This is a genomic window from Enterobacter sp. R-1.6.2 (assembly GCF_035064085.1).
GTDB lineage: Bacteria > Pseudomonadota > Gammaproteobacteria > Enterobacterales > Enterobacteriaceae > Enterobacter > Enterobacter asburiae_B.
This window is the reverse complement of record NZ_JASEYI010000023.1, coordinates 50664-74031: the sequence shown is the minus strand read 5'-3', so window position 1 is coordinate 74031 and position 23368 is coordinate 50664. Positions and strand designations below refer to the sequence as shown.

Genomic DNA, 23368 nt, shown 5'->3' with positions numbered 1-23368 from the left:
TGCGTTAAAACCAGATTCTGGCTCCCGCCAGGAATACTACCTGATGGTCTTTCTCACCTTCTCTTTTCGCCATATCGGATGTTTTCCCGTAAAGTTGATTCCAGGAAACGCCTATATAGGGTGCAAACTCACGGCGTATTTCATAGCGCAGCCGGAGCCCCAGCTCTGTGTCAGTCAGTCCCCTGCCGCGACCCCGCGATTCATCATCCTGACTGTAGAAATTCACCTCATAGGATGGCTGGAGTATGAGCCGGTTAGTCAGTAAAACGTCGTATTCTCCTCCCAGACGAAGGGCTGCTTTTCCGCCATTACTGACAAAACCCGTAATTTCAGACTCAAAATTATAGAGTGCCAGCCCCTGAAAACCGACAGCAGCCCAGGTCCGGGCAGAAGCAGGTCTGAAATCCTGCCTGACACCCGCAACCAAATCCCACCATGGGCCAACCGCATGTCCCCAGAGTAACTGCGCTTCAGCCGCCTCCGTTTCCCCATTGCTTCGTTCACCTTCACTCTTTAGCCAAATCCGATCTGTGTCGCCTCCAATCCAGCTGTTAACACTCCAGCTGAAATTGTTGGTGTTATCCGACCGTTGCCATTCCAGTTGATCCAGCAGAACCAGATAATTAATCGCACTGTCGTGAATCGCATGCCCCTGTAAATTGCCGAATGCAGCCTTCCGGTCGGCATCGGTAACAGGCGGAATTGGCGTTCTGCTCTCAGTTACAATGGGCTCCATTGACGTCATCTCAGTGAAATTCTCATCTGCTGGCATCTGCATGGCAGACATGTCGTGCCCGGCGTGGGGATCTGCAGAGACGGAGCCCGCCGCAATAGAAAGCTGTGAGGTAAACAAACCGGCGACCAGAACAGGTATGGCCTTCAAATTTCTCTTCATTCGCATCATTCCTCCACCCGGACTTCACGAAACATTCCCATTTCCATGTGATAGAGCAAATGGCAGTGATACGCCCAGCGGCCAAGCGCATCTGCTGTCACTCTGTAACTGCGTTTTGTACCAGGGGGAACATCTATTGTGTGTTTACGAACCATGAAATTACCGTTTTCATCTTCCAGATCGCTCCACATACCATGCAGGTGAATGGGGTGAGTCATCATGGTATCGTTGATCAGCGTGATCCTGAGCCGCTCACCGTATTTCAGCAGCACCGGTGCGGCATCTGAAAACTTGATTCCGTTAAATGACCAGGCAAACTTTTCCATGTGGCCGGTTAAATGCAGTTCTATGGTACGGCCAGGTTCACGTCCGTCAGGATCCTCAAAGCGGCTTTTCAAATCCGCGTACGTGAGAACCTTTCTTCCGTTATTTCGAAGACCAATACCCGGATCATTTAATTTCGGAGAGACGCTCATCGCCTGCATATCAACCAGTGGGTTATCCGTTTCTGACGCAGGATGACTTTGCATACCCGGCATTCCGGCCATCCGGGAATGATCCATACCGGCCATGCTGCTGTGATCCATGGGCGCGGAGGATGTCCCGCTATCCGGAAGGTCAGCACCGTCCATAGACATCATCTCTCCGCTGTTATCCATGCCTCCCATCTGGCTGTGGTCCATTCCTGCCATATCATGTCCCATTCCCCCCATACCCATATCTTCCATGGTCAACAGAGGACGGGGATCGAGGGGGGGAACGGCAGCACTTAACCCCTCTCTCGTGGCCAGTGTCCCTCGAGCGTAACCGGTCCTGTCCATGGATTGTGCGAAGATGGTATAGGCCTCACCCTGAGGCTCCACAATGACATCATAGGTTTCGGCAACGGCAATCCTGAATTCGTCAACGGTAACCGGGTTTACATACTGGCCATCTGCAGCCACGACCGTCATTTTCAGCCCGGGGATACGGATATCGAAATAGGTCATTGCCGAGCCGTTGATAAACCGTAAGCGTATCTTTTCACCGGGACGGAACAGTCCGGTCCAGTTTTTCAGCGGGGCCTGCCCGTTCATGAGATAGGTGTAGGTGTAGCCACTGACATCCGCGAGGTCAGTCGGATTCATTTTCATTTCAGCCCACATTTTCCGATCGGCAATGGTGGCTGACAGCCCCCTGGTATTCACGTCGCGGAAAAAAGAGCCAACGGTTGGTTTATTGAAATTGTAGTAATCCGACTGTTTTTTTAATTTTTTCAGCAGGCTGTGAGGATTTTCATCGGTCCAGTCAGACAACATGACCACATGCTCACGATCGTAAGCAAACGGTTCTGGCTCCCTGGCATCGATGATAATGGCACCGTATACCCCCTCCTGTTCCTGCAGACCGGAATGGCTGTGGTACCAGTAAGTCCCGTTCTGCTTAACCTTAAAGGTGTAAACGTAGGTATCATCAGGCTCTATGCCCATAAAACTCAGCCCCGGAACACCATCCATATTGGCCGGAAGAATAATGCCGTGCCAGTGAATGGACGTCTGTTCATTAAGACGGTTTTTGACCTTCAGGGTAATGGTGTCACCTTCTTTCCAGCGAAGAACGGGCCCCGGCAGGCCTCCATTGATTGTTTTGGCCTGACGCTCACTGCCCGTGATATTGACGGCCGTTTCACCAATGGTCAGGTCAAACTGAGTACCCTGCAGGGATGCGGCAACTGGCAGGCTCAGACTGGAACGCGCATTGAAACTCCATACGCCAAGACTTCCGGCTACGCCAGAGAGGGTTAACCCCTTCAGGAAAGTTCGTCGAGACGTTTTCAACAGCATGCGCATTCCCTTATTTAAAGTATGGTTACTGACAGAATTCGAGAACCGATTTAAATTAAATTACTGGTTCATCCACTTACAATGAAATGAATCTAGCACACCTTAAGAAACAAATTCATTACAATCGTGTAATGTACATAGCTGTATTACATTTACGTCATCTTCCCCACAGGTTGATTATTTTTATATATGATCATAAGGACATCTTTTATGTACCTCAGAAGGTAATTACACATGAATATATTAATCACGACCACTGCGTTTACAGCTTTATTTTGTGGGGCAGCTTTTGCTCAGTCCAGTGATATTGCCCATGAAGCACATCGATTTGTTAATAATGCCTCAGCCGTCAGTCATGTGAATTCCTCGACGCATGAAAACTTACCGGACAGGGTTAATAAAAACAACACGCCCTCATTCTCTGAAATGAATGAACATGAAAGGGCCATTGTTGCTCATTCATTTATGAACAACAGCGCGTCCTATGCGCATCAGAAAATGATTGAGGAACATAAAAAAATGCTGTCCGGCAGTGATGCAAATTCAAAGACCTCGTCTTCTTCTTTTAACGAACTGAATGCCGGAGAAAAAGCCGCTCTCGTGCATGAGCAGGTCAATAATGCCGGTGCGGAAGCACATCAGACGCAGGCAAGAAAGCTTCGCGGGCTGTATTCGACCAGGTAACTGCAGGCGGGTTAGTGCTTAGCGTCAGGTGCGCAGCAGGGCTTTACTGACGGGTTACGTAGCAGGACATGAGCCCCATATTGCTCTGCCGTAACCTGTTTCAGTCCCGTTAATCATCACCGTCGGGCTGGTCATACAGTTCCCAGAGCTTCCGGAGCAAACGGGAAACAAGATATGTTACAAAAATGACGACCATCAACGGTGCTCCCGATTAACTGACAGATGACACGCCTCCTGAAAACCCCTAGCATACGCCGCAGTGTTCATGCTAACGGCGAATTCCAGTAAATGTATTCTACCGATGTCGTAAAAGAAAATGCCTACCTTTCAGCCACCCGCTCGGGGCTGGAATCGAACGAGATCGCTACTCTTCAGCGCTCCTTGCCTTCCCGGTTTAATCTGCGGCATTTGAAAAAAAATGAATCATTAAAACTCGTACTGCAAAAGAAAGCGGGAAAATCACGTGTCGTGGCCTATAAATTTACGTCCGGTTCATTTAATTACACGGCGTATCGTATATCAGATAAAAAGTTCTATAACCTTTCCGATACTTCCGGGAAAGGCAGTCTCGATTATCCGTTACCGGCCACAGCAAGACTCAGTTCGCCTTTCAATCCTGCAAGGCTTAACCCGGTATCGGGAAAAGTGAGTCCCCATAATGGCATTGATTATTCCATGCCCATGAACACGAAAATAGTCAGCGTCATCGACGGAAAAATCACCCGGGCCGAATACAACAGTACCATGGGATATTTTGTTGAAGTAACGGGAAAAGCCGGTGTTAAAACTCGCTATCTCCACCTCAATAAAATACTCGTTACTAAAGGGGCCAGGGTTACACGGGGAGACGCTATTGCGTTATCCGGTAACAGCGGACGTTCATCCGGTCCTCATCTGCATTACGAGCTGGTCATCAATAACAACCCTGTTAACTCTCTGGCGTTCCGGGCAGCGGCACCCGCTGATAACAAACTCGAACAGCATGCCTTTGCGCATGCCAGAGACTACGAACGATACCTGGACTGATAACGGGACCGCGACGCGGCCCCGTCTGCCGGATTAATTTTTTTTATCGTTTTCACTTCCGTGATGTTGATGATCTCCATGCCCTCCGTGGCCGTGGAAAAGATGCATTAGCGGGCAGACCAGCAATAACAGATATGGCCAGTAACCTGCCACATGTGACCAGTGTTCGCGCAGGAGGGCAAATGCCGCGATCGCGGCGACAGCAATAAGCGCATAGGTGGTACTTTTCATACTGGACTCCTTCTGTTCGTAACTGACCCTTCACTCAGTGTTATTTCCCGAGCCTGACACTTTTCAGACGCAACGCATTCACAATGACGCTGACGGAGGAAAGAGCCATGGCCGCCGCCGCAATAACTGGCGACAGCAGTATTCCATACACAGGATAAAGCAGACCTGCAGCCACAGGCACGCCAAGTGCGTTGTAGATAAATGCAAAAAACAGATTCTGACGGATATTTTTCATGGTGATCTCTGACAGATGACGGGCCCTGTTCAGTATCATCAAGTCGCCTTTGAGAAGGGTGACTCCGGCACTTTCAATTGCCACATCTGTACCCGTTCCCATGGCTATACCCACGTCAGCCGCTGCCAGCGCCGGGGCATCATTCACACCGTCTCCGGCCATCGCAACCACATGGCCAGACTCTTTCAGTCGGGTTATCACTGCTTTTTTGCCATCCGGCAGAATTCCGGCTTCAACCTCATCTATTCCCAGTTTCCGTGCGACTGCTTCAGCAGTAAGCTGGTTATCCCCGGTGAGCATAACAATGCGGATCCCCGCCTGACGCAAAGCTTTAAGCGCATCCGGCGTGGTTGTTTTCACGGGATCCGAGATAGCTATCAGGCCTGCAAGGTCCCCGTCTGTGGCCACATAGATAACGGTAGCGCCTTCCATCCGCAACGTATCCGCAACGGCCTTTTGATTATCAATAACGATACTGTTTTCCTGCATAGCCAGTTCATTACCAATAACAACCCGTTGACCTTCGACATCGCCTGAGACACCTTTACCCGACGGTGCATCGAAATGAGTGACTGCGGGTATTGCGATCCCCTTTTCCTGTGCTGCTTTAACTACTGCCATACCCAGCGGATGCTGCGAGCCTTTTTCCACTGCGGCTGTTACACGCAAAAGAGATGTTTCCCCACCCGGATTGAGACTGATAATCCCTGTCACCGTAGGCGAACCTTCCGTGAGCGTGCCTGTTTTGTCGACAACCAGCGTGTCCACTTTTTCAAGACGCTCAAGGGCTTCGGCATTCCTGATTAACACCCCGGCCTGGGCTCCTTTGCCCACCCCCACCATTATCGACATCGGCGTGGCCAGCCCCAGCGCGCAGGGACAGGCAATAATCAGGACCGACACAGCCGCAATGAGACCGTGCGCCATCCTGGGCTCGGGCCCCCAGACAGACCAGATCACGAAAGCAACAACCGCGATAAGTATCACCAGAGGAACAAACCAGCCTGAAACGCTGTCAGCCATTCTCTGGATGGGGGCACGCGAACGCTGTGCATCAGCGACCATCTGAACAATTCGTGAGAGCATTGTTTCATCACCGACTTTCTCTGCACGGATGATGAGACTCCCTGTCTGATTAATGGTCCCCCCGATGACAGGGTCACCCTCCGTTTTGGTAACCGGCATAGATTCCCCGGTCACCATCGATTCATCAACGGTTGTTTTGCCTTCGATCACAATACCGTCGACCGGAATACTCTCTCCTGGTCTGATGCGGAGCTTATCGCCAGGCAGAACATCTTCCGCATTAATATCCGTTTCATGACCGTCATGATCCAGCCGCCTGGCGGTTTTGGGGGCAAGATTCAGAAGCGCAGTAATGGCACCTGAGGTTTGTTCCCGTGCCCGCAGCTCAAGAACCTGTCCCAGCAGAACAAGCACCGTAATAACTGCTGCGGCTTCAAAATAAACGGCCACCAGGCCATCCATGTTTCTGAACGATGCAGGAAACCAGGAGGGGAAGACGGTTGCAATGACGCTGTACACCCAGGCTACGCCGGTGCCCATTGCAACAAGGGTAAACATATTCAGGGAGCGGTTACGTAACGACATTCCGGCCCGGGCGAAGAATGGCCAGCCACACCACAACACGACAGGAGAGGCCAGAAGCAGCTGCAGCCATGTGTTGTACTGTGGCGGTACTGTATTCCTCAAGGCGGGAAACAGATGAGATCCCATTTCGAGTACCAGAACCGGAAACGCCAGCAACAACCCCAGCCAGAAGCGTCTTGTCATGTCGCGAAGTTCATCACTTGGCCCCGTGGATGCCGTAGCTACGAGCGGCTCCAGTGCCATTCCACAGACAGGACAGCTTCCGGGACCACTGCGGCGTATCTCCGGGTGCATCGGACATGTCCACACACCTTCAGAATTCTCTTTCTCCGCCTGGTGGTGAGGCTGTTTTATCTGATCAGGGCTGACTTCGTGATGATCGTGGTGATGGTGATGGGAATGTTCACTGGCATCTTCGGTAAGATAACGATCGGGATGGGCTTTAAATTTACTCTCACAGCTGGCGGAGCAGAAATAAAGTTGATGGTCCTGGTATCGAATGCTGCTGTGCGCCCTGTCGGGCAGGATGTCCATCCCGCACACGGGATCTCTCACCTTATGCAATACGTGGCCCTCGTCCGGGGATAATGTCTGCTCAGAAGCAGTCTGGTTGTTGTGTTGCACTGCATTGTCATTTTTCACAGTAACTCTCCTTATGCATACCGAAGCATCTTCTGTCTTCAGGGTATGTCATGGATGCGATTACCACGAATGCCGCCGGCATAAGAGTGCCTGCTGCCGGCGTCCCGTTATCAGCCGTTCCGCTGACTATTCGATTCGCTGGAAGACTTTTTTACTTCCATCCGGTGAGAATGCGATAACATCGTAAGCCTCTTTTCGGGCTCCCATCTCCATTCCAGGACTTCCTGCTGGCATACCGGGGGTGGCGAGACCGTATATACCTGAACCAGACTGCATTGCCTTATGTATCGTTGTCGCAGGCACATGGCCTTCAATGATCAAATTACCGGCAACCGCGGTATGACAACTTCGCAGTCCTGCAGGAATAGCATGCTTTTCTTTCAGGGCTGACAGCGCCTGATCATTCATGACGTGAGTTCGTACTTCAAACCCGTCTTTTTCCATCGCCTTGCCCCACAGGGAACAACAGCCACAGTTTTCAGATTTGTACATATCAATCACTTTTTCACTCGCCATCGCGGGCAGTGAAAGGCCGAGAGCCAGCGCCATCAGAACCACTTTTTTCATACTCACCTCTGTATATTATCGATTTAAACCCTGACGTCAGGGTGAATCAGTAAAGAAGGACACCCACAGGGGGTGCCCTTTCAGGTTCAGGACACGCTTTTTTTATGTCTGCGCAGCCAGATTAATTTGTAGGCGGCAGGAATAATGAACAGGGACAGCAGCGGAGCCGTGATCATCCCACCAATCATGGGTGCCGCGATACGGCTCATGACTTCTGAACCTGCACCGGTTCCCCAGAGTATTGGCAGCAGACCCGCAATGATCACCGCCACGGTCATGGCTTTCGGCCGGACACGCAGTACGGCACCATGATAGAGGGCTTCATCAAGGCCTTCCGGTGTGAACGTCTCTTTACGGGACAATTCCGGGTGCGCTTCAATGGCATGACGCAGATACATCAGCATGACCACGCCAAACTCTGCTGCCACCCCGGCCAGGGCGATAAACCCCGTTCCGGTTGCGACAGACATATGGAAGCCCTGCCAGTACAGGAACCATATCCCGCCAACCAGGGCGAACGGCAGGCTCATCAGGATCAGCAGGGCTTCATCAACCCGGCGGAATGCCAGATACAACAGGATGAAGATGATCATCACCGTCATCGGCACCATCAGCTTCAGTTTCTTGTTGGCATGCTCAAGCAGTTCAAACTGTCCGGAGAATGACACGCTGGTACCCGGTCTCAGTTTCACTTTCTGACTGATCGCCGTTTTAATGTCATTAACCACCGACACCATATCCCTGCCGCGCGCGTCAATGTAAATCCAGCTGGCTGGACGGGCATTTTCCGTTTTCAGCATAGTCGGCCCGGAAACGACCTTAATATCCGCAACATCGCCCAGCGTGATCTGCTGCTTCATCGGGGTCAGGATCGGCATCTGTTTCAGGGCCTGCGGGCTGTTCCGGTAATCCTGCGGATAGCGGATATTAATCGGGTACCGGGCCACGCCTTCAACCGTCTCACCCACCATAGCCCCACCGATGGCTGATGAGATGAACAGCTGCACATCGCCCACCGTCATTCCGTAGCGGGAGGCTTTTTCCCGGTTGATATCCACATCAATGTAGCGCCCGCCTTCCAGTCGCTCTGCGAGAGCAGACACTACGCCGGGTACGGTTTTGGCGACCGCTTCGATACTCTGCGCCGTTGCATCGATATCGGACAGAACCGTTCCGGACACCTTGATACCTATCGGGCTTTTGATCCCGGTTGAGAGCATATCAATACGGTTACGGATTGGCGGCACCCAGAGGTTTGCCAGCCCCGGTAAACGGACGGTCCTGTCGAGTTCTTCAATAATCTTGTCAATCGTCATGCCTGGACGCCACTGATCCTCAGGTTTGAGCTGGATCGTGGTTTCAACCATTTCGAGCGGTGCGGAATCCGTGGCGGTCTCTGCTTTACCGGTCTTGCCAAATACAGAGGCCACTTCAGGAACGCTTTTGATTAACTTGTCCGTCGTCTGCAGGAGCGCTGCAGCTTCAGCCGGAGAGACACCCGGCAGGGTCGACGGCATATACAACAGGTCGCCCTCGTTAATCTTCGGCAGAAACTCACCGCCCACCTGGCTCAGCGGCCAGATAACGGTGAAAATGGACAAGGCCGCAACCAGCAGGGTTGTTTTTGGCCAGTGGAGAACCCGCAACAGCAATGGATGATACGCTTTGATCAGTACCCGGTTCAGGGGGTTACTGGTCTCTGCAGGAATTTTCCCCCGGATCCAGAATCCCATCAGAATCGGAATGACGATGATGGCCAGCGCGGCCGCGCCCGCCATGGAGTACGTTTTCGTGAATGCCAGCGGGCCAAACAGACGTCCTTCCTGACCTTCCAGGGTAAAGATAGGAATAAAGGACAGGGTGATGATCAGCAGGCTGATAAACAGTGCGGGTCCCACTTCAACGGAGGCATCGGTAATCACCTTCCAGCGGGTGGCGTTGTCAATCTGCTCACCAGGATGCTGATGATCCCACTCCTCAAGCCGCTTATGCGCATTCTCAATCATCACAATGGCGGCATCCACCATCGCACCGACGGCAATCGCTATCCCTCCCAGCGACATGATATTGGCGTTCAGTCCCTGGAAGTGCATGACGATAAAGGCGATACACAGACCAAGCGGCAGAGAGATAATCGCCACCAGGGCAGAACGTACGTGCCACAGGAACAGGGCACAGACGATGGCCACCACGATAAACTCTTCCAGAAGTTTGGAACTGAGGTTATCAATCGCCCGGTCGATGAGCTGGCTGCGATCGTAGGTGGTCACGATTTCAACGCCTTCCGGCAGGCTGGCCTTCAGCGTCTCAAGTTTATCCCTCACTGCCGTGATAACGTCGCGTGCATTTTTACCCGACCGCAGGATCACCACGCCGCCAGCGACTTCGCCCTGGCCGTTCAGCTCGGCAATACCACGCCGCATTTCAGGCCCGGTCTGCACGCGGGCAACATCCCGCAGATAAACCGGCACGCCGTTCTCGCCTGTTTTCAGGACGATGTTATTAAAATCATCAATGCTCTGAAGATAACCGCTGGCACGGACCATATACTCAGCTTCGGCCATTTCAACGGATGAGCCACCGGCCTCCTGGTTAGACGATTCAAGGGCCTGTTTCACTTCGGGCAGGCTGATACCATACTGAGACAGTTTTACCGGATTGACCTGAATCTGGTACTGTTTCACCACGCCGCCAACCGAAGCGACCTCAGCCACGTTCGGGATGGTTTTCAGCTCAAATTTCAGGAACCAGTCCTGCAGAGAACGCAGTTCTGAAAGGTCGTGTTTTCCGCTGCGATCGACAAGGGCATATTCAAATATCCAGCCCACCCCCGTGGCGTCCGGACCGATTTCAGAACTCACACCGGCGGGCAGTTTTCCCTGTACCTGGTTCAGGTACTCCAGCACGCGGGAACGGGCCCAGTACAGATCGGTGCCGTCTTCAAAAATGACATACACATACGAATCACCGAACTGTGAAAAACCACGCACGGTTTTTGCGCCAGGCACGGACAGCATGGTGGTGGTAAGTGGATAGGTGACCTGGTTTTCTACAATCTGCGGGGCCTGGCCGGGATAGCTGGTTTTGATAATGACCTGCACATCTGACAGGTCAGGCAAGGCATCGACAGGCGTGTTAATAATCGTCCATGTGCCCCAGATGCTGAGAAACAGGGCCCCCATCATGACCAGGAAACGGTTGGCGACAGAGCGCCGGATAATCCATTCAATCATCGTCGTCTCCTCAGTGCCCTGAATGCATATTTACAGGCTGGTCAGACATTGCTGGCATACTGCTTTCTGTTTTTTCAGGGTGGCGCATACGTTCCAGTGCGCCCGTAATATTGGCTTCAGAGTCAATGAGGAACAGGCCACTGACCACCACGGTATCGCCTTCATTCAGGCCGGAGCCGATGCCGGACTGTTGCTGTGACTCATGCAGAACGTGGATCTGTTTCGGCACAAACTTGCCTTCATCATCAACAGTAATCACGCGCTGTTCTTTGCCGGTATCGATAACGGCCTGGCTTGGTATCAGCAGCATCTCCTGGCTCCTGGTATTCAGTTTCAGATAGGCATTCATGCCCGGCTTGAGAAACTCATCCTTATTAGAAACCTGGAGACGGACCTGAAGCGTACGGGTTGTCTGATCCACGCTGGGAAGAATATTCCATTTTTCGACATGGAATGTTTTATCCGGATAAGCCGGTACCGAAATTTCAAACTGCGACGTATCTTTCAGCAGATAGGCGATAGATTCTGGCACTGCAGCGCTGATCCAGACCGGGTCCATTCCCTGAATCTGAGCCACCACCTTATCTTTCGAAATATTCATGCCGGTGCGCAGGTCAAATGCAGTAATGACACCATCAATAGGTGCTTTAATGGTAAAACGGGTCTGAATGCTCCGGGTAGAACGCAGTCTCTGAATATCCTCTTCCGGCATACCTGCCAGGCGAAGCCGTTCCAGAACGCCTTTAATTTGCGTGGAAGTACCACCGGTGCTGGATAACAGAAGGAATTCACTCTGTGCTTCCACCCAGTCCGGAATGGTAATATCGATAAGTGGCGTCCCCTTCTTCACATGATCGCCAATCGTCATGGGGTAGACTTTTTCGACAAACCCGTCAGAACGCGCCTGCACAATAACAAACTGATACTCGTTATAGCTGACATTAGCCGGGATTGTCTGAGAATAATTCAGCATTCCTCGCGTGACTTTTTGCGTTTTTAATCCCAGATTCTGAACCTGGGTTGGGTCGATACGGATCCCGCCACTGCTTTTATCGCCACTGTCATCAGCATATTTTGGCACCAGGTCCATATCCATAAAGGGCGATTTTCCGGGTTTATCAAATTTGGTATCCGGTTTCATTGGGTCATACCAGAAAAGCACCTTTCTTTCCGGTGCCTTTTGTTCTGTTTTTTCTGTCTTTTGTGCTGAGTTTACATACTGCCAGGCAGTAACCGATATCAGCCCCCCTGCTATGAGGCTGCTGATAATTATTGCAGCATATTTTATCTTTAAAGAAGCCATACAATTTTCCGCTAAAAAATCAAAACACCTGGCATATGCGCCTGACGGTTAACTCACACATATACCTATGTGAATGTACAGGCGCACAGGATGTAATCGCTCCGGACAGCCAATCAGGACTGCGTCACGTTAATGCTTTTGAGTAAGGAGATATTGCCCTGCTGAATAAACGAGAAATCGACATGGTTGCCTGTTTTCAGGGCATTAATAGCATCGTCTGCATTAACAAAAGTAAAGCGCATGGTCATTGCAGGCCAGCCCACCGCTGGAATTGCTTCATGCGAAATGGTGATTTTCTTAGTATTCATATCAATGTCTTTAACGACACCGGTGCCCTTGATAACTTGCTGTACCGAAGCATCACTGGCAGTATTCATATCGCCATGCTGATGTGTTTCAGCATGAAGACCGGCAGAAAACATGACAGAGAAGGCACCAAATAAAACGGCTTTAAGTGAATTACGCATTTTAATTTCCTGATTAATTAAATAAATTTACTCTACCCAACCGCCACCCAGCGCGGTAAACAGATTAATTTCGTTAACCTGCCGGGAATAGGTAAGATCGAGAATGGTTTGCTGGGTAGCGAAGAGGGAACGTTCTGCATCCAGCACTTCGATGTAACTGACAGCACCACTTGCATACAATCCTCTGGCACGCTGGAGAGTTATCTGAAGTGAATCAAGATAACGCTGCTGTGACTCAAGTTGCTGGCTAAGGCTGTCGCGCAGCGCAAGCGTGTCGGAAACATCCTTAAAGGCTGACTGAATTTTTTGTTCGTAATTAACCACCGACTGTTGCTGGCGAATTTCAGCCAGCTTCAGATTGGCTTTATTCCTGCCAGCATTAAATATAGGAATTTCAATTTTAGGGATAAAATTCCACATTCCACTTCCTGACGTAAACAGGCTGGACAGCTCCGTACTGCTTGCGGAAAGACCACTGGTCAGGGTAATTGAGGGGAAAAAGGCCGCTCGCGCTGCGCCAATATTGGCATCAGCCGCTTTCAGCTGATATTCCGCTTCCATAATATCCGGTCGCTGCAGCAAAATTTGTGAAGACAGATTTGGTGGCAATTTTACTGGGGCTATCTCCCCGCCTTTCATCCCTTTTTCTGACGGAAGTGCGCGGTACGTTCCCAGCACCAGTTGCAGGGCATTGTTTGCCTGAGCCAGATCGCCTTCTCGTTTGGCTATTTCGGCGCGGGTACTTTCGATTTGTCCTCGCGCCTGTTCAAGTGCCAGAACGTTCGTACTCCCGGTCACGAGCTGCTGCTCAACGAAAGCATAGGACTGTTGATAATTTTTCAGCGTTTCCCGCGCAATACGAAGTTGTTCGTACGCCAGTTGCTGGCTGAAATAGCTTTGTGAAACGTTGGATACCAGCAGGATGTGTACGGCCCGACGGGCTTCTTCGCTGGCAAAGTAGTTCTGGCGATCAGCATCACTCATGTTCTTAAGTTTGCCGAAAAAATCGAGCTCATAACTGAACTCCAGACCTGCGTCGTACTCCTGTGTGGTCGGCTTGTCACCTTTCAGACCACCGCTGTATGTGATCCCGGATGAGGCATTCAGCTGGGGATAACGATCTGCATCCGTGACGTTGAACTGGGCCCGGGCCTCTTCAACCTTCAGTGCAGCCATTCTCAAATCACGGTTATTAGTCAGGGCTTCAGTAATCAGCCGGGTGACCTGGGGATCGACAAAAAAGTTACGCCAGCCCGTATCCTGATAGCCATTCACCGCTGGCGTCAGGCTGTTACGGGACAGTGAAAACTGCTGGGGTACCGGTGCTGCCGGACGCTGATATTCAGGCGCCAGAGAGACACAACCAGCCAGAATGAAGATTGTGCTGATGCTGAGTAGTTTTAATTTGAACATATTGCTTCTCGTCCAGGCAGACCTGGTAAATGGTTCAAATGAAGTCCAGAGTATTGATAGGGGTACTTTACCTAACGCTCTCTGTTTGCCGAGTGACAGGATAATGACAATGTTGTCATTTTTGCTGTAATCCGTTGATAACGATCGTGGGCGCAATAGAATGACATTAGCAGCCAGCCGGGGAGCAAGATGAAAATATTGATCGTCGAAGACGAAATTAAAACAGGTGAATATCTCAGCAAAGGGCTTACAGAGGCAGGGTTCGTAGTGGATCACGCTGATAATGGTCTTACCGGATATCATCTCGCCATGACAGCCGAGTATGATTTAGTCATTCTGGATATCATGCTACCTGATGTGAACGGCTGGGATATCATCCGCATGCTGCGCACTGCCGGAAAGGGTATGCCGGTCTTACTGCTGACAGCCCTCGGCACGATCGAACATAGGGTCAAAGGACTGGAACTGGGTGCGGACGATTATCTGGTTAAACCCTTTGCGTTTGCCGAACTGCTCGCCCGGGTGAGAACCCTTCTGAGGCGGGGAAACACGATGATCACGGAAAGCCAGTTTAAGGTGGCTGACCTCTCGATGGATCTCGTATCCAGAAAAGTCAGTCGCGCCGGAAACCGCATTGTGCTCACCAGTAAAGAGTTCAGCCTGCTGGAATTCTTCATTCGCCATCAGGGAGAGGTTCTTCCCCGCTCCCTGATTGCCTCTCAGGTCTGGGACATGAATTTTGACAGCGACACTAATGCGATCGATGTCGCAGTAAAGCGACTCCGCGCTAAAATAGACAACGATTACGGGACAAAGCTGATCCAGACAGTCCGGGGCGTGGGCTACATGCTGGAGGTCCCGGATGCATAGCAAACCTTCCAGACGCCCTTTCTCACTCGCTCTGCGGCTGACCTTTTTTATCAGCCTGTCCACGATACTGGCTTTTATCGCCTTCACCTGGTTTATGCTGCATTCTGTTGAAAATCATTTTGCCGAGCAGGATGTCAGCGATCTTCAACAAATCAGCACCACACTGAACCGTATACTGCAGTCCCCGGTGGATCCGGATGATAAAAAAATAAGCAAAATAAAGGAATCAATTGCCAGCTACCGCAACGTTGCCCTTTTGCTCCTCAATCCCAGGGGTGAAGTGCTCTTTAGCTCAGCTCAGGGGGCGGCACTACGCCCGGCAGTGAATTCAGCAGATTTTAGCGAGCACAGCCGCGCACGGGATGTCTTTCTCTGGACGGTGGAGGATCCTGCGGGACCGATGGATACCGGGTCCGAAATGAAGATGGAAACATACAGGATTATCGCCTCCTCTGGTCAGGCGATATTTCAGGGCAAACAGCAGAACTATGTCATGCTGACTGGCCTATCCATTAATTTCCATCTCCATTACCTCGATGCGCTGAAAAAGAACCTGATTGCGATTGCCGTCGTGATAAGCCTGTTGATTGTTCTGATCATTCGAATCGCTGTCCGTCAGGGGCACCTGCCCCTTCGTAATGTCAGCAATGCCATTAAAAACATCACCTCCGAGAATCTTGATGCGCGACTGGAACCGACACGCGTTCCCATTGAGCTGGAGCAACTGGTTATCTCGTTCAATCATATGATTGGAAAGATTGAGGATGTCTTTACCCGCCAGGCCAATTTCTCTGCCGATATCGCGCATGAGATCAGAACGCCCATCACCAATCTGGTGACGCAGACTGAAATCGCACTGAGTCAGGATCGAACACAGAGGGAACTTGAGGATGTCCTCTATTCCAGTCTTGAAGAGTATAACCGGATGACCAAAATGGTCAGCGACATGCTGTTCCTGGCACAGGCAGATAATAATCAGCTGATACCTGACAGGGTCATGTTTGACCTCAGAGCGGAAGTCATGAAAGTCTTCGAGTTTTTCGAAGCCTGGGCCGAAGAACGCAATATCACGCTCAAATTTAACGGGATGCCCTGTCTGGTCGAGGGAGATCCACAAATGTTCAGAAGAGCGATCAATAATCTGTTATCCAATGCCCTGCGTTATACCCCTGAGGGACAGGCAATCACCGTCTCAATAAGAAAACAGGGGAGCTTTTTTGACCTTGTGATTGAAAATCCGGGGAAACCAATCCCTGAAGAGCATTTATCAAGGCTGTTTGACCGTTTTTATCGGGTGGATCCGTCCAGACAACGAAAAGGAGAAGGCAGCGGCATCGGTCTTGCGATTGTGAAGTCAATCGTGGAAGCACATCACGGAAGAGTGCATGTGGAATCGGATATACGCTCGACACGTTTTATTTTATCCGTACCCAGACTGGAGAAAATGATTCCGGATCCCCAACACTGAGAATAAAGATTTAAATGACAAAGATGTCATTAGCCTGTCATGCAGCAAACAGAAGCCATTTGATATAATTAGTGCAACTTATCAGGAAGGCTGGATTGCTTCATCAATACCCGGCGTCAGAGTACGCCAGGAATGAATATCCAGCCATCTCCCGGAGAAATAATAACTGCCGAACCTGTTTAAGTTATGAAACTGAAAACACCGGTTGTACTTCCCCGGACATCACTAATTCAGAAATGGAGAGTTATCATGAAAAATATCGTATTAGCATCTTTGCTGGGCTTTGGTTTAATTTCATCGGCCTGGGCCACTGAAACCGTGAATATCCATGATCGCGTCAACAATGCACAGGCTCCTGCTCACCAGATGCAGTCTGCTGCGGCTCCTGTCGGGATCCAGGGGACTGCTCCTCGTATGACCGGTATGGACCAGCATGAACAGGCCATTATTGCTCATGAAACCATGACGAACGGCTCGGCGGATGCGCACCAGAAAATGGTGGAAAGTCATCAGAAGATGATGGGAAATAACACGGTATCCACGACCGTCCCGTCAACGTCTTACGCGGCGATGAATGAGCATGAAAGAGCAGCGGTTGCCCATGAATTCATGAATAACGGGCAATCCGGCCCACATCAGGCCATGGCCGAAGCGCACCGCCGCATGATCAATGCAGGCTGAATGCGACGGTAGTATCCGTGCTGTTACCTTTTCCCTGATAGATTTTCCTGAAACAACGTTGCTACATTTTTGCCCCCCGTCAGGGGGCTTTTTTGTCTGACTCAGCTACACTTAACCGGTACCTGTCTGAAAGGAATTATTATATGAAAATCAAAAACACCCTTTTTGTAATATTAATGTTATCCCTGCCAGCCATTTCTGCTGAACATTCGGAAATGAAAATGTCAGATATGCACTCATCGGCATCATCACAGGAATATATGGCTGGCATGAAAAATATGCATGAAAAAATGATGGCCGCCGTTAATGAATCCAATCCCGATAAGGCCTTTGCAAAAGGTATGATCGCACACCATGAAGGGGCAATCGCAATGGCTGAGACCGAGCTCAAATACGGAAAAGATCCCGAAATGAGAAAGCTTGCGCAGGACATCATTAAAGCTCAGAAAGGTGAAATCGAGCAGATGAATAAATGGCTTGGCAGTCAAAAATAAAGATTGCAAAAAAGCCATAATAAGCGTAATTTTAATTCACTCCCGGGCACGGGAGCCTGTTAAACGTTAAATAATTAAAACCCGATTAATTTCGGGTTTTTTATATACTATACTCCGGTCCTTTGCTGTGGACCGGAATATATGCAGCTGCGATAATTTTTACACATTATCTCGTCATGGCAACAATATCGCTCAGGATCTCAACCAGCTCAATCCTTTCCTGCATTCCGTCATGATAGGTTGATCTTGAGATGATTCTTTCCGCTGTCATCCGGGGCCAGAATTTATCAAGCACATTATCGGGTTTCATTCCCACCGCCCGGCCAATTATTTTTTTAGCATCACAGGTGTCCGTAAACGTGACGGCTACACCGGTCATTTCTTCAATCAGATCCGGGCAGAGATAGTTCTCTATTTCACGTTTGCGCGTGGCGAAGAATACCTTACCGGCATCCTCCACTTCTTTTTTACGTTTCTGAATGGACAGAACCTGTGCAGGGTCTCCCCCAATATCGGAGTCCAGAAATACGCACCAGGGAAGCCCCAGATCGTTGGCCAGATTCAATGTCACCCAGTGTTTGACGCTGCCACACCCTCCTATGAGGACTGGCACTATTTTCACGTCCTCCAGAGAGGCTGGCAACATACCTGACTGTTTTAATGAACTGGCCGCATGCCTCAGGAAAGTGACATCCGACTTTCCCTCTACCAGAACTATCCCCTGCGCCCTTTCCATACCGGTCTCTGGCAGCACCCCCAGGCTTTCAGTGGCTTCCTTCAGCACAGCGTCATCCGGCATTTTTACTACGGGTTCACCCGCCTCATTTCGGGTGACATAACGTACGCCTTCGACAGGGATCAATCCGGCCAGCGCCGGGACATGGGTGGTGACGATAATCTGACGGTGCGGCTGGCCTGCCAGTGCCAGTAACGCTTTCATCAGCATCATCTGATAGTTCGGATGCTGTGACGTTTCAGGCTCCTCTATGGCATAAATCACATTTCTGGGCGTCCCCGCGACATGCTTCTCGGCCTCAGCCCGGAAAAAATTCAACAGGATAAGCCTCCTTATCCCGCTGCCGCGCTTATTGATGGGGATGCCATTTTCCCCGTCCAGGGTGAAACTGAAGGTCCACTTGGGTTTCTCCTTAAATCGTGGAGTCAGTTCACTGGCGAGTTCGGGGGCCATTTCACGTAATTTATCCAGCGTTCTCTGTGCGACATCCAGTACGCTGTCCTGGATCTCATTTTCCAGCGCTGTAATTTTGTCCTGCAGCGCAGCCTGAGCGTCTTTTACGGCCTGCTGTAAGGGGTTTTTAGCTTCTGAATCCCCGTCGCTGCTTTCCCTGTCGGCTTTGAAAATCGCATACGTGGGCAGCAAATCGAGGATCTTACCCCATAATGATTTTGTGTCGGTTCCAAACTCTTTATCGACATCCAGCAACATTTCAGAACAGGTATAGGGAGCGGCGGCTTCCCTGATGGCCTGACGCCATAACGATGCAGTGCGTTTATCCGCCACATTTTTTTCAGCTTCTTTTCCCACCGCCCTGAGCTCGGAAATTTTCATTGCCAGTAAGTTTCTCAGGGGCTCCTCTTCGGGATGGATGCAGCGGATGCAGGTCTGCTCCGGTTTTCCTGAGGTCGTTGCTTTAAACGTTTTGACGATTTCAAAATTGCCGTCTTCATTCAGCAGATGTTCTGAGGCGAGCGTGGTCTGCACCCTGTCGTCGATTATGATAAAATCGGGCAGGTCATCAAATTCACAGGCTATTTCAAAACGGCCGTCCCCTTCTCTTAGGCTGAAACAGTTCATGTCATTCTTGTCAGCCTTCATTCCTTCTGTTTCAAAAAAAATAGCCAGCGCTTCCAGAATCGTTGACTTCCCAAAGTCATTACGACCGACAATACCCGTCATGCTTTCATCAATAATGATTTCAGTAGAGTTTCTGTAGCCTCTGAAGTTTTTCAGTTTTAATTTTCTGAGCCGCATATGAAGTCCTGTGTGTAAGACAGCGTTTTGCTGCAACCTGAATACAAAATATATTTTCAAATGCCTGCCAACATGCAGGGATAACCGTTATTCAGAATATCTTAACGACATTTCTGGATTATGATCTGGTCGCGCTTTCTGAACTTTACTGCTCCTCAAAACACCGGAAGCCAACTTGTGGTTCGATACATGGCTAAGTTAAAACTCCAGAATGATGGGTAATAATTTCAATGCTCATTATATTTTTTGGAACTGACTCATGGCTTTTATGACTTAAATGATAATAATACACATTCTTTGATATTAATTATGTCGTACGGACATTGATAAATTTAAAGGTAGATAGATTTTCATTTACGGATTGTTTCCTAAATTCATCGATAATGTGATCGACATAAAATTTTCATTTAAGAGTGAAGAGATAATTTATGGTTGTCCGAAACAGCTCAAACTGGTGTATTTAACATAACAGAAGAAACGAAAGGCTTCATAGCAACCTGATACTTCAGGCCGCTAAGGGGTTAATATTGCTGCAGACAATTAGACCGGGAAGCGCATGGCGTCACCATTTCTCCCGCCTGGCTGGAAGTGAAGAATCATTGTGCAAAGCTCCGTATTCGGGCTTTGCATCTGACAATGGTTCCCTGGATGAAAGTACGATCTCCACTCCAAGGACGCTGAACACTCTAAACAAACGCTCAAAACCCACACTTGCAGGGTTGGCCTCCAGTCGGGCATAAGTTTGCTGTGTTACACCCAAACGTTCAGAAACATCTCTTTGCGTCAGTCCATTGGCTTTGCGAAAGCCGATTAAAACAGGACGCAACTGATTCAAGGTCTTCAAAGCGTATTGAGTGTTCATAAGTGATCTTCCGTATCGACGGGTTAACAAGCACAACGAATGGATTTACAGCAGATAAGCTGTAATACTCATTAACAGACTATAGGCTGTAATACGCCTCTTGCCAAGATTCGGCATCTTTCAAAAACAAGGCCGTGTTGAGTAAGCAGTACTGGTATCTAGCACCCCTGACCACTTTGCTTGAGAGTGACCCAGTGACATTTATCGTGATCGTAGGTCTTTTAGACGTTGTTGCTAACCGGCATCATACTCAGGTGGTAACCCCCAGGGATACTCGGGAAGTGATAATTTATTCCCGCCCTAATCAAAATATATAACCCTATCTTATTAGCTTTCTTAGTAGTTTATAAATGAAGTAAAAATTAGCGAAGAAGCTTTACATTAAAAAGTGAGCAAAAATTTTTACCATTGAACCGGCAAAATTTGCAATCTGCGGCTTTTAGCCTGAGAAAATCCACATTAACAGAATAATCATCAAGTCCAACAGAGGCATAACTTACGTCCTCGAATAAATCGGTAATAAATGAGTTGAAATTACAAAAATTAACCTCACTCAATATCCTGAACACCGCAGAAATATAACTACTATGCATTATCCTGACTTCAATAACCTTTAATAAACTAGAATGCGATTTACTTTTAAAGAGGTCAAAGAGAAAGTAAACCAGCTCATTTTTATTGTCAGAAATCCATTTTAAAATTTTATCCCTGGCACTGGCAATAAATACACTGGAGTTTTGAAAGGATTTGAAATGTCAACCACAAGGGAACAATAACCATGAGGATTTATTCCACTTATAATTAAGTCACTAAGTCCTTTCACTGCATCCAAATAGTTGTCAAAACAAACCTCATATAAACAGGTACTATGAGCTGCACATTTAGATTCAAACAACCATCTATGACGAAGATAACCAATGCCTTTAGAGTGTATATCTTCAATAATACATTTATGGCAGTAACGAATCTTTGAGATGTTTACCAATGGATATGAATTAGTTATGTGTAAATTATTTCGACAGGCATCTTCAACAGCGTTGAAATACCCGTAAACACCAGAAGATAACGACACTATATTGGAAGTTAGTATATAACCATTTCTTGTGGCAAGAATGTCATATATATCCTGCAAACTATGCAATTTGTACATATCAATCAGTTCGAGCCGAGGAAAGGCATCGTACCTTAGTTCACCATGCTTAGATATTATGTTCCTGCAATTGGATAAGTTATACATTATCTGTGAACGCAGAAGAAAACTGTGCCACAATTCATTTTCGTAAACCATATCACTCCCTCTTATTTAATTAGATTCTTTTTCCTGAGAAGTGTCATTGTCATTGGTAGTTTATCTCTGTATTTCAAAAGCCAGTTATGCCCCCCCAGTAAAGCATCCAGGCTTGTAAGTGACATCGGGTATTGCCCCTGAGATAAAACAACATTTATTAATGATGATGAGATTATATCTCTCTCGCTCCAGTCTACTCTTTTATTTCTATAACATCGTACTGCTTTAGGAAGACAGGAATTAAGCCAGCCATTTTCATGTTTATTTAGCCAAAAGAAACTAGCATAACAACTTTCCTTGACTAACTTTCGCGTTACAGAAATGGATTGATTATGTATAAATCTTAATATTTTCTGCTTATGACGCCGTCTTAAAGAATCTTTTTTACATTTTTTACGCCATGAGCATAAACCGTAACAAGATGAAATTACAGAGGATACAGTTCCTTCCGATAATGAGTTTTTCTCAGCTATGGATGCCAGACTAAACCCCCTTACAGCCATAGACTTGATAAGCAATTCAGTGAATATATTAATTTTTGTGTTTCGCTTAAACGCCCTCAGGTATTTTTTATAAATAAGTGTTTTAATGTAACATCTGCTGCGATTAAATTCTCTCCCAAGGCTGCTAACACTAGTATTATTTTCAGCCATATGAAAGCTGTATTCCTTATGACTTTTAAAGATTTCTTTCTTTTTATTAGGACGACTTCCTGCATACGTTGGCCAGCAAGTATTTAACAAACAATAACAAAGCAAAAGGTGCTTTGTGGGATGCTGACAACATTTATCTTTGAGTATAGGCTCCCAGTAGTGATAATCAGTAAGGGATGTCGGTAGAAGCTCCGATGAACCCTCCCCAAATAACTGGCACTTAGCATAAACATGTGCGTAAAATACATTTTTCTTCAGATTCCCGTCCAATGATAATAAATTTAACTTTTTAAGTACATCCATGTAATTTGGGTGACAAATTTCTTTTCTTCTGATTATATTTATGGACTCATAACAAAATTTAGCAAAATCGAAGTCTGTCTCATTGCTGAGTTGTTCTGTATACGAAACAGGAGGCATCAGTCCAATACGTATGTGCGGTGCAGAAGGGACATTGATGCTTTCAAGCACTACCTGGTGCCGATGGCAGGTTGTAACCCCATGAAGTTGATGCGCCAGATGCCAATAAGTAACACCATAATGAAAAGTATCTTCACGAGCGCAAACCGGGCAAAACTTCAATAGTGTCCGCTGTCCTAGTGAAAAATTACTAAGGCGGCACAATCGATTAAGCCTGGCAGGGGTCGTGTTGAAATCCATAATTTCATTACGACTGATTGGTAGTGCCCAGGCAAACAGAGGGAGTAAAGTCTGTTCATGCCAGAGCTGGTCTGCACTTTCGGATGTATGAAGAGAAATAGCCTTTAATCCTGAATTGAGAATTGGATGGACGCTCATATCAGGTTTGTGGAAAATGATCGTTAACAGAGAAGATGGGGACATACCGTACACGGTAGCTGTCCGACAAAACCGACTGAACAAGGATTCATCAGGTAAAACAGACAACATTCTCATTTACCCCACCTCTC

General features: G+C 48.5%; 18 protein-coding genes and 1 pseudogene. 6 read left to right on the top strand and 13 right to left on the bottom strand.

Features of this window, described 5'->3' with window-relative positions; genetic code table 11:
- Positions 1–4: 4 nt before the first annotated feature.
- Together pcoB and pcoA are read right to left on the bottom strand one after the other, a co-directional pair.
- Positions 5–895 carry a copper resistance outer membrane transporter PcoB gene (gene pcoB / locus QMN93_RS20755; RefSeq protein ID WP_001378118.1) on the bottom strand — a complete coding sequence of 297 codons (891 nt, stop codon included), beginning with the start codon at positions 893–895 and terminating at the stop codon, positions 5–7.
- Between the two features lie 5 nt (positions 896–900).
- Entirely contained in the window at positions 901–2718 is a 1818-nt protein-coding gene (gene pcoA / locus QMN93_RS20750; protein WP_000925242.1) for a multicopper oxidase PcoA, read from the bottom strand.
- A gap of 234 nt (positions 2719–2952) precedes the next feature.
- Between pcoA and QMN93_RS20745 the strand changes: the two genes are divergently transcribed.
- Together QMN93_RS20745 and QMN93_RS20740 are read left to right on the top strand one after the other, a co-directional pair.
- The gene (locus QMN93_RS20745) at positions 2953–3402 is read left to right on the top strand and encodes a copper resistance protein (protein WP_001023257.1); all 450 of its coding nucleotides are present in this window, start codon (positions 2953–2955) and stop codon (positions 3400–3402) included.
- A gap of 288 nt (positions 3403–3690) precedes the next feature.
- Positions 3691–4428, top strand: a complete 738-nt coding sequence (locus tag QMN93_RS20740; RefSeq protein ID WP_004118669.1) for a peptidoglycan DD-metalloendopeptidase family protein — start codon at positions 3691–3693, stop codon at positions 4426–4428.
- 33 nt (positions 4429–4461) lie between these two features.
- On the opposite strand, the gene QMN93_RS20735 is transcribed toward QMN93_RS20740, so the two are convergent.
- The 7 genes from QMN93_RS20735 to silC all read right to left on the bottom strand — a co-directional run bounded on the left by QMN93_RS20735 (position 4462) and on the right by silC (position 14130).
- Positions 4462–4659, bottom strand: a complete 198-nt coding sequence (locus QMN93_RS20735; protein WP_000843494.1) for a DUF2933 domain-containing protein — start codon at positions 4657–4659, stop codon at positions 4462–4464.
- A 40-nt stretch (positions 4660–4699) separates the two neighbouring features.
- Positions 4700–7147: an Ag(+)-translocating P-type ATPase SilP gene (gene silP / locus QMN93_RS20730; RefSeq protein ID WP_023331515.1), complete on the bottom strand. Its 2448-nt coding sequence runs from the start codon at positions 7145–7147 to the stop codon at positions 4700–4702.
- A 126-nt stretch (positions 7148–7273) separates the two neighbouring features.
- A complete protein-coding gene (locus QMN93_RS20725; RefSeq protein WP_000758228.1) occupies positions 7274–7714 on the bottom strand; it encodes a DUF411 domain-containing protein in 441 nt (146 codons plus the stop codon).
- Between the two features lie 86 nt (positions 7715–7800).
- Entirely contained in the window at positions 7801–10947 is a 3147-nt protein-coding gene (gene silA / locus QMN93_RS20720) for a Cu(+)/Ag(+) efflux RND transporter permease subunit SilA (RefSeq protein ID WP_032620969.1), read from the bottom strand.
- 10 nt (positions 10948–10957) lie between these two features.
- A complete protein-coding gene (gene silB, locus QMN93_RS20715; RefSeq protein WP_000157620.1) occupies positions 10958–12250 on the bottom strand; it encodes a Cu(+)/Ag(+) efflux RND transporter periplasmic adaptor subunit SilB in 1293 nt (430 codons plus the stop codon).
- A gap of 113 nt (positions 12251–12363) precedes the next feature.
- Complete coding sequence (gene cusF / locus QMN93_RS20710) at positions 12364–12717, bottom strand: cation efflux system protein CusF (RefSeq protein ID WP_001246155.1); 354 nt, start codon at positions 12715–12717, stop codon at positions 12364–12366.
- 27 nt (positions 12718–12744) lie between these two features.
- Positions 12745–14130, bottom strand: coding sequence for a Cu(+)/Ag(+) efflux RND transporter outer membrane channel SilC (gene silC / locus QMN93_RS20705; RefSeq protein WP_000475511.1), 1386 nt, complete (start codon positions 14128–14130; stop codon positions 12745–12747).
- A gap of 189 nt (positions 14131–14319) precedes the next feature.
- On the opposite strand from silC, the gene silR reads away from it, so the two are divergent.
- The 4 genes from silR (at position 14320) to QMN93_RS20685 (ending at position 17643) form a co-directional block, all read left to right on the top strand.
- The gene (gene silR / locus QMN93_RS20700) at positions 14320–15000 is read left to right on the top strand and encodes a copper/silver response regulator transcription factor SilR (RefSeq protein WP_117121243.1); all 681 of its coding nucleotides are present in this window, start codon (positions 14320–14322) and stop codon (positions 14998–15000) included.
- Entirely contained in the window at positions 14993–16468 is a 1476-nt protein-coding gene (silS, locus tag QMN93_RS20695) for a copper/silver sensor histidine kinase SilS (protein WP_000555738.1), read from the top strand. Before silR ends, silS begins: the two co-directional genes overlap by 8 nt.
- A 249-nt stretch (positions 16469–16717) precedes the next feature.
- A complete protein-coding gene (silE, locus tag QMN93_RS20690; protein WP_000790483.1) occupies positions 16718–17149 on the top strand; it encodes a silver-binding protein SilE in 432 nt (143 codons plus the stop codon).
- Between the two features lie 143 nt (positions 17150–17292).
- Positions 17293–17643, top strand: coding sequence for a DUF305 domain-containing protein (locus tag QMN93_RS20685; RefSeq protein WP_000694954.1), 351 nt, complete (start codon positions 17293–17295; stop codon positions 17641–17643).
- 166 nt (positions 17644–17809) lie between these two features.
- On the opposite strand, the gene QMN93_RS20680 is transcribed toward QMN93_RS20685, so the two are convergent.
- The 4 genes and pseudogenes from QMN93_RS20680 to QMN93_RS20665 form a co-directional block, all read right to left on the bottom strand.
- Positions 17810–19636, bottom strand: coding sequence for an AAA family ATPase (locus tag QMN93_RS20680; RefSeq protein WP_193140169.1), 1827 nt, complete (start codon positions 19634–19636; stop codon positions 17810–17812).
- Positions 19637–20198: 562 nt separating this feature from the next.
- Positions 20199–20498 (bottom strand): helix-turn-helix domain-containing protein, encoded by a 300-nt coding sequence (locus QMN93_RS20675; protein WP_001097217.1) that lies wholly within the window; start codon positions 20496–20498, stop codon positions 20199–20201.
- 362 nt (positions 20499–20860) lie between these two features.
- A pseudogene (locus QMN93_RS20670) lies at positions 20861–21786 on the bottom strand (hypothetical protein).
- Between the two features lie 11 nt (positions 21787–21797).
- Positions 21798–23354, bottom strand: a complete 1557-nt coding sequence (locus tag QMN93_RS20665) for a TnsD family Tn7-like transposition protein (protein WP_193140173.1) — start codon at positions 23352–23354, stop codon at positions 21798–21800.
- Positions 23355–23368 lie beyond the last annotated feature (14 nt).